This is a genomic window from Limosilactobacillus pontis (assembly GCF_002940945.1).
Classification (GTDB): domain Bacteria; phylum Bacillota; class Bacilli; order Lactobacillales; family Lactobacillaceae; genus Limosilactobacillus; species Limosilactobacillus pontis_A.
On sequence record NZ_PNFV01000004.1, the window covers coordinates 15,166 to 27,463 of the forward strand.

Sequence of the window (12,298 nt, forward strand, 5' to 3'; positions counted from 1 at the left end):
ACATGTGAGTTCAATACAAGTGAGGCTGATAGACATGGAAAAGCAAATTGATGATTTACCGAAGACAATGCGGGCTTGGGCCGTGACTACGCCGGGACCGATCGATGGCGACCGAGCGCCGTTGAAAATGGTGGAGAAGCCGGTGCCAACGCCAGGGCGGGGTGAAGTTCTGGTTAAGGTGCTGACCTGCGGAGTTTGCCACACCGATCTTCATGTAACTGAGGGCGACTTGCCTGTCCATCAAGAACACGTTACCCCAGGTCACGAGATTGTTGGTACGGTGGTTGCTGCAGGGCCAGAGACCCAACGTTTTAATCTTGGTGAACGGATCGGTATTCCATGGTTCCGGCATGCTTGCGGAGTTTGTAAGTTTTGCCGGTCGGGTCACGAAAATCTCTGTCCTCACTCAACTTATACTGGTTGGGATCACGACGGCGGTTATGCCCAATACGTAACGGTGCCGGAGGGCTTTGCCTACCGGATTCCGGAAAAGTTTAATTCCTTGGAGGCGGCCCCGTTGCTTTGTGCTGGAATCATCGGCTACCGGGCCTTTGAGCGGGCTAACGTACCTGCGGGCGGTCGACTGGGCCTGTATGGCTTCGGTGGTTCGGCCCACATTACAGCCCAAATCGCCATGGCCCAGGGGATAGAGGTTCACGTCTTCACCCGGGGTGCTGATGCCCGCCGTTTTGCCCTCCAACTGGGCTGTGCCTCCGCACATGGGGCCTATGATCGTTCCGACGTGCCGTTAGACTCTTCAATCATCTTTGCTCCGGTTGGTGACATTGTATTGCCAGCAATGGCCAGTCTGATTCCAGGTGGTACCCTGGCCCTGGCTGGGATTCACATGACCGACGTGCCGGCACTTAACTACCAGCAGCACCTCTTCCACGAGAAGACGATCACCAGTGTTGAGAGTAATACCCGGCGTGATGGTGAGGAGTTCTTGACTTTGGCTGACCGGCTGGATATTCGTCCAGAGGTTCACGAGTATCCATTTGAAAAGGCGGATGAGGCCCTGAGGTACGTCAAGCGTGGCGATATTGAAGGGGCTTGCGTTCTGCGAATTAGCCAGGATGCTTAGTCAATGATATACTAGAGCACATCATAATTGAAATGGGGAGAGAATATGGATTATCCACAACTAGACCTGGCTGCGGCACAGGGACCAAAAGCCACAATCAAAACCAATCAGGGAGAAATCGTCGTTCAGCTCTTTGAAAAGCTAGCACCCAAGACCGTTAAGAACTTCATTGAACTGGCCAACAAGGGTTACTATGACGGGGTGACCTTTCACCGGGTTATTCCAGACTTTATGATCCAGGGCGGCGACCCAACAGGGACTGGTCGCGGTGGTGAAAGTACCTATGGACACCCGTTTGAGGACGAGTTTAGTGACCAGCTGTTTAATTTTAACGGGGCCCTTTCGATGGCCAACGCCGGCCCCAACACCAATGGCAGTCAGTTCTTTATTGTTTCTAATGAACATGTGCCGGCTAACATGATCGACCAGATGAAGATGGTTGGTTATCCACAGGCAGTTATTGATTACTACCAAGAGCATGGTGGTACGCCGTGGCTTGATCATCGCCACACCGTCTTCGGTCAGGTGATCAAGGGGATGGATGTTGTCCAGGCTATCAGCAAGGTTCAGCGCGACCAGATGGACAAGCCTAAGGATGATGTCGTGATGGAGAAGGTCACAATCGAATAGTGGATAAGTAAAGACGCGTGCGGAACGTAAATTTTCGCACGCGTCTTTGTTTTAAATTTACTAGTTATTGGTAAGCAGGTCCCATAACTCCTGCCTACGGGGTGTTAACTCCTCTGTTTCCCGCATTGCTACGGATAGGTGGAAGATCGGCAGGTCGGATCCCGTGATCTGGACCTGGCTGAGGGCATCGCCTGGTTCGATGGCGAGACTGGTCAGGAAGGTGATGCCGAGGTTCTCGCTGACCATCGCCTTGATGACGTGGATATCGGCGGTACGGTAGAGAACGTGGGGACGAAAGTGGGCTCGGCGGCACATCTGTTTGAAGGCCTGATCGTGGAAGAATTCGGTGTCGGGGATGATGAACTGTTCATCCTTTAATGCAGCAAAGTCAACTGCCGTCTTCTTGGCCAGGGGATGGTTGGCGCCGACGATGATCTGAAAGGGAAAACGGGCCAATTCCTGGGCTTTCAGCCTGGCCTCCTTGAGTGGCAACAGTGAACCGAGCAGGGCCATATCGAGCTCACCATGCTGGAGCATCTTCAGCAGTTCCTTGGAACCATGTTCGTAGGTTTCTAGTGCTGACATCAAATGGTGACGCATCAGTTGGGGGGTCAACGGCGGGAAGTAGTAGTTGCCGATGATCGGCGGCAGACCGAAGCGAACCCTGGTGGAATTAGCCCGGGCGATCTCCTGACGGGCGACTTGAAGTTCGTTGAGGATCAAGGCAACGTGATTAGCGAACTGCTGACCGGTCGCGGTGACCCGCAATTCCCGATGAACGTGATCGCGAACAAAGAAGGTGGTATTAAAATCGTGTTCCAGGCGTTGGATAGCCATGGTGATCGTCGGCTGACTGACCCCAAAATGCTGGGCTACCTTGGAGAAATTTTTATTTTTAATCAGCTGTTGATAGTATTCTAAATCTTTAATTTTCATATAAATCCCTTCGTGCCAGTGATTTAGTTGGGGCTCATCAAGTTTATTTATATCATAGCACGAATTTGACTATAGAATCGTCGACTTCCTATGATAGTGATAATCAAATGAAAAGGAAGACGATTATTAATGAATAAGGCAATGGCAATCTTAAACGATCCCTTTAAGAACAAGGGGACCGCATTTACACTGGAAGAACGGGAACAACTGGGTCTGATGGGGGCCCTGCCACCACGCGTCAAGACGATCGCGGAACAGGCTGCGGAAACTTACGCCCTCTTCGAAACCAAGACAAGCAACATTGAGAAGCGCCACTTCTTGATGGAGGTCTTTAATACCAACCGGACCCTCTTCTTCTACTTGATGGGTCAGCACATCACCGAATTCATGCCGATTGTGTATGACCCGGTAATTGCCGAATCAATCGAAAACTATAATGAACGTTACCAACGGCCGCAAGATGCTGCTTACCTCTCTGTCAAGCACCCCGAACGAATCAAAGAAAGCCTGGCCAACGTCAGCGGTGACCGGGATATTCGTCTGATCGTGGTTACCGACGCCCAGGGGATCCTTGGTATCGGCGACTGGGGAGTTGACGGGGTCGATATCGCAGTCGGCAAGCTGATGGTTTATACGGCTGCCGCCGGGATCAATCCGGCCCAGGTTCTTCCGGTTTCTATTGATGCTGGGACCGATAACCAAAAGCTGTTAGATGATCCGAACTATCTTGGTGAACGCCATCACCGGATCAGTGGGCAGAAGTACTTTGATTTCATTGATCGTTTTGTCGACGAGGTTGAAAAGCTCTACCCGAAGAGTCTGCTTCACTTTGAGGACTTTGGCCGGGGGACAGCGGCCCGGATCCTTGACAAGTACCAGGATAAGATTCTGACCTTCAACGATGACATTCAAGGGACCGGGATCATTGCCCTTGCCGGGGTTCTTGGTGCCATGAATATCTCCAAGGAGAAGCTGGTTGACCAAACCTTCTTGACCTTTGGTGCCGGGACCGCTGGCATGGGGATCGCTAAGATGCTCTACGACGAATTGATCCGGCAGGGACTAACCCCAGAGGATGCTAAAAAGCACTTCTACCTGGTCGATAAGCAAGGCTTGTTATTCGACGATACTGAAGGCCTGACCGATAAGCAGAAGCCATTCACCCGGCAACGGAGTGAATTTGCTAACGCCACTGAGCTGACCAACCTGCTGGCCGTGGTTAAGGCGGTTCATCCAACTGTGATGATTGGGACATCCACCCAGCCGGGAACCTTTGACGAGGCCGTGGTCAAGGAGATGGCCGCTCACACTAAGCGTCCGGTAATCTTCCCACTGTCCAACCCAACCAAGCTAGCCGAGGCCAAGGCCGCTGATCTGCTGAAGTGGACTGACGGCCGCGCACTCGTGGCCACCGGGATTCCGGTTGATGACATTACCTACCAGGGAGTTACCTACCAGATCGGTCAGGCTAACAATGCCCTGATCTACCCTGGGGTCGGCTTTGGAGCTCTCGCTGTCCAGGCAAGCAAGCTAAATGACAATATGCTGGCTGCTGCCGCCCATGCCCTATCTGGTCTGGTCGATCCTGATCAGCCCGGAGCTGCTGTCCTGCCGCCAGTTTCTAAACTAGCCGAATTCTCTCAGCGGGTTGCTCAACGAGTTGCTCAGTCCGCTATTGATCAAGGCCTGACTGATAAGACCGATGCCAAGGAAGCGGTTGCTAATGCCAAGTGGGTGGCTAAGTACTGATAAATAGAGCTGACTGGACAGAAGCGATCGTTAAAGTATAAAAAGTTTGTGATTATAGTCTTAAAATTAAAAATTCTCAAGACTTTATTAAATGAATTTCTTGAGAATTTTTTGTTTGTCCACTTGTGAAGAAATTACGAATAGAAGATGGAAACGCCTTTACCACGGGCTGTAAACTAATTGCCATAAGTGAAATTTATAAAAAGCTTAAAGTTTGACTATGCCGGGGACGGCGGGTTAGGATAGTGGTGTAACGATGTGTAACATTTCACAAATAGCAACTTTTGATTACACTTTTGGAGGCGTCAAAAATGACAGAATACCGTACTGAAGAAGACACCTTGGGTCCCGTTAAGATTCCCGCTGATGCATTATGGGGACCACAGACGGAACGGAGTCGTAACAATTTCCCAACTGGTCAATACATGCCACTGGCGATCATCCGGGCACTGCTGAACATCAAGAAGGCCGCTGCCCAGGCTAACATGGCAACCAAGGCTATCTCTGATGAGAAGGGAAACCTGATCGTTAAGGCTATTGACGAACTTTTGGCTCTGAGTGACGAGGACCTCCGCAAGGACTTCCCACTGAAGGTTTACCAGACCGGTTCTGGTACCCAGACCAATATGAACACGAATGAGGTTGTTGCTCACAAGGCTCACCAGCTCAACCCGGATATTGAAATTCTGCCAAACGACGATGTTAACAAGGGGCAAAGCTCTAATGATACCTTCCCAACAGCCATGAACGTGGTTGCTCTGGAAGCAGTTAATAAGTTGAAGCCCGCTGTTCAACACCTGATCGATGAACTGAAGGTTAAGCAGGATAAGTACTGGAAGACGGTCAAGGTTGGCCGGACCCACCTGCAGGATGCTGTACCATTGACGTTTGGTCAGGAAGTTTCCGGTTATGTTGCGGCCTTGGAACACGACCTGGACTACATTAAGACTCTGGAACCAACCTTAAACGAACTGGCCATCGGGGGCACTGCCGTTGGTACTGGTTTAAACGCTGCTGCGGGGATGCCTGAGAAGATTGCCGAAAAGCTCTCTGAAGTTTACGGCCTAAACCTGACTGCCAAGAGTAACAAGTTCTACGGCCTGGCTAACCACTCCGGCTTAAATGTTGTTCACGGTGCCTTGAAGACCCTAGCTGCTGATATGTTTAAGATTGCTCAGGATATTCGTTTCCTCGCTTCTGGTCCACGGGCTGGTTACGATGAATTGAACATTCCGGCAAATGAACCTGGTTCATCCATCATGCCTGGTAAGGTTAACCCAACCCAGGCTGAGGCTGTTACGATGGCTGCACTCCGGGTCTTTGGCAACGATACTGTTGTTACAATGGCTTCCTCTCAAGGTAATTTTGAGATGAACGTCTACAAGCCAGTCATGATCGACGCCTTCCTTGAGTCTGCCGACCTGCTGACTGGGACGATTACTGGCTTTACTGACCGTTGCGTCAAGGGCCTGACTGTCAACGAGAAGCGGATGGCTGAATTGGTTGATAACTCCTTGATGACGGTTACGGCATTGTCCCCACACATTGGCTACCATGATAGTGCCAAGATTGCCCAAGCCGCAGACAAGGCCGGCAGCACGCTGAAGGAAGCTGCTTTGAAGTCTGGTAAGGTTACGGAAGAACAATACGATGAGTGGATGGACATGTTGAAGATGACTAACGCTGATCGTAAGGACAAGTAATTAAATGGTACGGGGGCAGGCGCACATCGGCTGCCTCTTTGCCTGGCTAAGTAAAAAGGAGCGCATTATAATGGCAGAAAATTTTCAACCATTATCTGTAAGCAAGTTGGCGGACAGCTATGACGCCGTTATCATCGGTTCTGGCGGTACTGGACTGTCTGCTGCCATCCAGGCCCATGAGCTGGGCTTGAAGGTGGCCGTCTTCGAAAAGGAAGAGGAATTAGGTGGAAACACTAACCGGGCTTCCTCTGGGATGAACGCTGCCGAGACCAACGTGCAACTGCAGCACGGGGTAATCGACAACGTGGCAGATTTCTACCATGAAACCTACAAGGACGGCGGTCGACTGAATGATAAGGACATGCTGGGCTACTTTGTCTACCATACGGCACCGGCAATCGACTGGCTGGCTGATCATGGTATCAAGCTGGACGACATTACGGTAACCGGGGGGATGTCCAAGAAGCGGACTCACCGTCCGGCCAGCATGGCCCCAATTGGCGGCTTCCTGGTCAAGAACCTATTAGATGTGGTTGCCAAGGAGAACATTCCGGTTTTCAACAAAACTAAGGTTACTAGCCTGGTCCAAGACGAGGACGGCAAGATTGCCGGGGTCAAGGTTAACGCCAATGGTTTGATCAAGACAATCGACGCCAAGGCGGTCATCCTGGCTACTGGTGGTTTTGGGGCCTCCAAGGAGTACATTGAACGTTTCCGTCCCGACCTCAAAGATTACAAGACCACGAACCAGCCAGGTGCTACTGGCGATGGTCTCAAACTTGCTGAGAACGTTGGCGCCGAGCTAATGCAGATGAACTTGGTTCAGGTCCACCCAACGGTTCAACAGGATCATCCTCATGTTTACCTGATCGGCGAAGCGGTTCGTGGCGAGGGGGCCATCCTGGTCAATGCCCAGGGGAAGCGATTCGTCAACGAACTTAACACTCGTAAGATTGTTTCCAACAGCATCACTGCCCTACCGGAGCATAGTGCCTACCTGATTTTTGATCAGGGTATCCGTGATCGGGCCAAGGCCATTGAGTTCTACGACAAGGTTGGCTTGGTGGTTCATGGCGACACTATTGCGGATCTGGCTAAGAATCTGAAGATGGATCCAGACACGCTGACCCAGACAGTTGCCACCTGGAACCAGGCGGTAGAGAGTCATAATGACGCTGAATTTGGTCGGACCACTGGGATGGACCGTGGAATTACCAAGCCCGGCTTTTTCGCCATCCATATTGCCCCAGCCATCCACTACACAATGGGTGGGATCCACGTCACGCCGAAGACTCAGGTGCTTGACGGTAACGGTGATGTGATCAAAGGCCTGTTTGCGGCTGGTGAGGTTGCTGGTGGACTTCACGGTAATAACCGGGTTGGCGGTAACTCCATCGCTGAAACAGTGGTCTTTGGTCGTCAGGCTGGTCAGCAGGTTACCCTGTACGTTCGCAAGCAAAAGTAGTTGGCATACCGGTCGGAAACTACCGGCCGACTTGCCTTGCAATTATTATCAACGATGAGATACATTAAGAGGAATTATTGAAAGATGAAAAAATTAGAACACGTTAACTACCGTGGCTTCATCTTGCCAGTCGTCGTGGGATTGATTCTCTGGCTGATGACGCCAATCAAACCGGCCGCGGTACCAGTTGCCGGTTGGCATATGTTTGCCTTGTTTGTAGGAACAATCATCGCCTGCATCACTCGGCCGCTGCCAATCGGTGGGGTTTCCATTGTTGCTTTTGCCTTAACTGTTTTGACCAAGACGGTACCAATGGATAAGGCGATTGTCGGCTTCGGGAACGCCTCCATCTGGATGATCGCAATGGCATTCTTCATTGCTCGGGGGTTCATCAAGACCGGTCTCGGTCGGCGAATTGCCCTCAACTTTGTCAAGACATTCGGTAAGCGGACCCTAGGACTAGCCTACTCCCTGATCGGGGTTGACCTGATCCTAGCACCAGCCACGCCAAGTAACACGGCCCGGGCTGGTGGGGTTTTGTACCCAATTATCAAGTCATTGTCCCAGTCCTTTGGTTCCGAGCCGAAAAACGGAACCCAGCGTAAGATCGGTTCTTTCCTGATCTTTGCCGAATACCATGGTGATATGATCACCGCGGCCATGTTTATGACTGCCATGGCTGCCAACCCGCTGGTCCAAACCCTGGCCAAGGGGAGCGGTGTTGATATTACCTGGGGTGGCTGGTTCCTAGCTGCCCTGGTTCCGGGGATTATCTCATTGATTGTTGTTCCATGGCTGATCTACAAGATGTATCCGCCGGAAATCAAGGAAACGCCGAACGCTAAGCAATGGGCAGAAGACCAGCTTAGCGAGATGGGACCGATGAGTATGGCCGAAAAGATCATGGCTGTCATCTTCGTCCTAGCTTTAATCCTATGGATGACTGGGAGCTTTATCGGCATCGATGCCACTCTGGCAGCCTTCATCGCCTTGGCCCTGTTGCTTCTAACCGGGGTGCTGAGCTGGCAGGACGTTCTGCAAGAGAGCGGTGCTTGGAATACCCTGACCTGGTTCTCTGTTCTGGTCATGATGGCCGGTTCTCTGACCAGCTTAGGCTTCATTCCATGGCTTAGTAAGGCTATCAGCAGTTCCCTGCACGGGATGAACTGGGTCCTCGTTTTGATCATCCTGATTGTCTTCTACTTCTACAGTCATTACCTGTTTGCCAGTTCAACGGCTCACGTTACGGCGATGTACAGTGCACTGCTGGCCGTTGCCATCTCCGCAAACGTGCCACCAATGCTGGCGGCCCTCTTGCTTGGGTTCTTTGGTAACCTGATGGCCTCCACGACCCACTACGCTTCTGGTCCGGCGCCAGTTCTCTTCGGTTCTGGTTACGTTCCACAGTCCAAGTGGTGGTCACTGAACTTCGTCTTAGGGATCTTCTACCTGGTCGTTTGGATTGGGATCGGCAGTCTCTGGATGAAACTAATTGGTATGTGGTAATCAAATATTAGTACAAGAGTCTGATTAGCAACTTGCTAATTAGGCTCTTTTTGTTTTCTCCCACAAATAATTGCTATAATGAATTATTGAAAATGAAATCTGCCCGATGGAGGAAAGCAAATGAACACGCGTGATCTACAGTATTTTGTCGCCTTGGTCAAACATAAGAACTACACTCAGGTGGCTAAGCAATTTCAGGTGTCCCAGCCTACGATTACCCAGGCGATTCAGCGGCTTGAGCGTGAGTTTGGCGCTCCTTTAGTTCGGAAAGACCGGGTCCACCGCGACGAGATGATCACCCGAAGCGGTCGTCTGCTCTATGCCAACGCCCAGCTGATTAATGAGAAGATCGAGCTGACCCATAAGGAGATCCGCCGGGCCAACCAGAAGCAGATTCGTTTTGGGATGCCGCCAATCATTGGCAAACTTTATATTTCCAAGATCGTCAGCGAGTTTTCCAAGGACCTCCTATCACGACTCAAGATCACGTCGGTTGGGTCCCACGAGCTGTTGAATCAGGTCCGCAACGGAAAGATTGATATTGCCCTGCTGGGATCGACCGCACCGATCAACGAGCCTGGAGTATTTGCAAATCTGATTTCAGCCCGGCACTTCGGGGTAATCGTCAGCGCGGTAAATCCGCTGGCTAAACGTGACCAGGTCAGCTTCAAGGAGCTGGCGGATGAGCGTTTCATCAGCTTTGACCAGCAGTACGTTCACCAGGCTGCCTTTCGGGCTTATTGTACCTACGCCCAGATCAATCCGGCCGTGGTGATGTATCGAATCCCTAATATTTCTTGGATCAAGGAGCTGGTGCGTCAGAATATTGGAATCAGTCTGATGGCCAAGGATGCCGTAGCCAATGAACCGGGAATTAAATTTGTTGAGATTACTGACCCCTTGCCGGAGCGCTTCTATATCTCAGTAGCCACCCGGGAGGGCTATGTGCTGAGTGTTGACGAGCAGGACTTTCTTGACCGGCTTCGCAAGCTCCACGTCCAGAACTAGTGTCAGCTATTGACAAGGGTCGTATAATGATTAGTGATATTTTGACAAGCCTTAATTAACTGATTTTGGGGGACATTGAGAGTCATGAGCAAAGATGATGAACTCATGTCGGCGTTCGAGCCGGCGCGGCACCTATCCGCAAAACACCACATGGCAATTCCGTGGCAGGACTTCTTCACGAACGACAACTTTACACCGGCCAGTGAGGCTAACCTGGTTGAACGGGCAGCGATCGTCGGTCGGATCGGATTGATGATGCTTTCCTATGGAACCGGGGCTTGGCGGGTACGGGATTCGATGAACATTGTAGCCCGCAAGCTCAAGATGACATGTACTGTCGATATCGGTTTGGTGTCACTTGAGTATACCTGCATGGATGCTCACCACAGCTACACTCAGGCGGTTTCGCTACCTAGTACTGGGGTCAACACGACCAAGCTCTCTAAGATGGAACGCTTCATCGACGAATTTAATGACCACGGCGATGAGCTGACAATTGGGGAGATCCATGCCCACCTGGAGCAGATCGCTCATTCTAAAGGTAATTATGCTCCGTATCAGGTGGGGTTGGCGGCAGCCCTAGCCTGCAGTGCCTTCGTTTTCCTCCTTGGTGGGGGACCAATCGAGATGATCTGCAGCTTCATTGGGGCTGGGTTGGGTAACTTTGTCCGGCGGAAGCTGATCGACCGTCATATCACCCTCTTTGCCTGCATCGCGGTGGCGGTGGCGGTAGCCTGTCTGACTTATCTACTGTCGCTGAGCCTTCTACAGCTCTGTCTTAATGTCAGTTCGCGTCATGAGGCTGGTTACATTGGGGCGATGCTCTTCATCATTCCGGGATTTCCTTTCATTACCAGCGGTCTGGACATCTCCAAACTTGACATGCGGTCCGGTTTAGAGCGGATGGCCTACGCGATCGCCATTATCATGGTGGCGACCCTGGTGGGCTGGATCGTGGCCCTGGCGGTAAATCTGCGGCCGGAGAATTTTGCGGCATTACCACTGTCAACCATGGCGATGCTGCTGTTGCGGATTCCCGCCAGCTTCTGTGGGGTTTTCGGCTTCTCAATCATGTTTAACAGCACGCCGCGGATGGCAGCGATTGCTGGCTTGATTGGGGCGGTCGCCAACACTACCCGCCTGGAGCTGGTCGACTTAACGATGATTCCGGCGGGGGCTGCGGCCTTTATTGGTGCCCTGGTAGCCGGCCTGTTAGCGGCGGTTGCCAAACGCAAGGTTCGTTTTCCCCAGATCTCGATCACGGTTCCATCGATCGTCATTATGGTGCCGGGCCTCTATCTCTACCGGGGGATGTACAATCTTGGGCTGACTTCGATCAGCGTCGGGGCTCTCTGGATTACCAAAGCACTGCTGATTGTTGTCTTTTTACCGCTTGGTCTGATTGCGGCCCGAATCTTGACCGATACCAAGTGGCGTCACAACGGTTAACGGGGGTGTGCAGATGATCATCCAATATCCTGCCGACCTATTGGCTCAGGTTAAGGCGGCTACTGCAGGCCGGCACTTAACTGGGTTTACCCCGGGACAGGGGCCACGTCACCCAGAGCTAATGCTGATCGGTGAGGCCCCCGGCCGGCACGAGGAAAAGGTTAATATTCCTTTCTCTGGGGCGTCAGGGCAGGAACTGATGAAGTTGGTTGAATCGATAGGCTATTCCCGGCAGACGGTTTACATTACCAGTGTTGTTCGTCAACGGCCGTACTCGATCAAGCAGGTCCGGGACAAGCAGTCCGGAAAATTAGTGAAGAAGACACCAAATCGGACACCAACCAAAAGTGAGGTTCGGGCCTTCGCACCGCTCTTTGACTGGGAGCTTCACTATGTTGATCCTCAAGTGCTGGTCCCATTGGGTAATACTGCCCTTCAACGTCTGCTTGGCCCTAAGGCTAATATTGGTCAGCTCCATGGGCACCTGATCACAGCCCCAATTCAGGAAGCTGATCCGACTGGTAAAGGCTATCGGCTGAGTCAGCATCAGTATCGAATCTTTCCAATGTACCACCCGGCGGCGATTCTCTACGCCCGCCGCCTTCAGCCTACCGTAGAAGCCGATTGGCAGCGCTTAGGCCGATTTATGCAGAAACTACATTGTTAAGAAAATAAAGTAATATACAATCGGACGGATTGCCAGTATAATAGAAACGTTGATTTTAAAACTTCTTGTTCGCAAGGAGTTTTTTTAGTTTGATAAATGGG

General features: G+C 51.6%; 10 protein-coding genes. 9 read left to right on the forward strand and 1 reads right to left on the reverse strand.

The features are described from left to right. Positions 1-34: 34 nt before the first annotated feature. Together CK797_RS04035 and CK797_RS04040 are read left to right on the forward strand one after the other, a co-directional pair. Positions 35-1,084 carry a zinc-dependent alcohol dehydrogenase family protein gene (locus tag CK797_RS04035; protein WP_104688520.1) on the forward strand — a complete coding sequence of 350 codons (1,050 nt, stop codon included), beginning with the start codon at positions 35-37 and terminating at the stop codon, positions 1,082-1,084. A 45-nt stretch (positions 1,085-1,129) separates the two neighbouring features. Next, positions 1,130-1,714, forward strand: coding sequence for a peptidylprolyl isomerase (locus CK797_RS04040; protein ID WP_104688521.1), 585 nt, complete (start codon positions 1,130-1,132; stop codon positions 1,712-1,714). Between the two features lie 60 nt (positions 1,715-1,774). On the opposite strand, the gene CK797_RS04045 is transcribed toward CK797_RS04040, so the two are convergent. Then, complete coding sequence (locus CK797_RS04045; protein ID WP_104688522.1) at positions 1,775-2,650, reverse strand: LysR family transcriptional regulator; 876 nt, start codon at positions 2,648-2,650, stop codon at positions 1,775-1,777. Between the two features lie 129 nt (positions 2,651-2,779). Between CK797_RS04045 and CK797_RS04050 the strand changes: the two genes are divergently transcribed. From CK797_RS04050 to CK797_RS04080, 7 genes are all read left to right on the forward strand, one after another. After that, positions 2,780-4,399 (forward strand): malolactic enzyme, encoded by a 1,620-nt coding sequence (locus CK797_RS04050; protein ID WP_104688523.1) that lies wholly within the window; start codon positions 2,780-2,782, stop codon positions 4,397-4,399. A 311-nt stretch (positions 4,400-4,710) separates the two neighbouring features. Then, complete coding sequence (locus CK797_RS04055) at positions 4,711-6,102, forward strand: class II fumarate hydratase (protein ID WP_104688524.1); 1,392 nt, start codon at positions 4,711-4,713, stop codon at positions 6,100-6,102. A gap of 70 nt (positions 6,103-6,172) precedes the next feature. Then, positions 6,173-7,567, forward strand: a complete 1,395-nt coding sequence (locus CK797_RS04060; RefSeq protein WP_104688525.1) for a flavocytochrome c — start codon at positions 6,173-6,175, stop codon at positions 7,565-7,567. 84 nt (positions 7,568-7,651) lie between these two features. Beyond that, positions 7,652-9,073: an anion permease gene (locus CK797_RS04065; protein WP_104688526.1), complete on the forward strand. Its 1,422-nt coding sequence runs from the start codon at positions 7,652-7,654 to the stop codon at positions 9,071-9,073. Between the two features lie 120 nt (positions 9,074-9,193). Beyond that, positions 9,194-10,081, forward strand: coding sequence for a LysR family transcriptional regulator (locus CK797_RS04070; protein WP_104688527.1), 888 nt, complete (start codon positions 9,194-9,196; stop codon positions 10,079-10,081). Positions 10,082-10,165: 84 nt separating this feature from the next. Next, positions 10,166-11,530, forward strand: a complete 1,365-nt coding sequence (locus tag CK797_RS04075) for a threonine/serine ThrE exporter family protein (RefSeq protein ID WP_104688528.1) — start codon at positions 10,166-10,168, stop codon at positions 11,528-11,530. 13 nt (positions 11,531-11,543) lie between these two features. Then, complete coding sequence (locus CK797_RS04080) at positions 11,544-12,197, forward strand: uracil-DNA glycosylase (RefSeq protein WP_104688529.1); 654 nt, start codon at positions 11,544-11,546, stop codon at positions 12,195-12,197. The last annotated feature ends 101 nt before the right edge of the window (positions 12,198-12,298 follow it).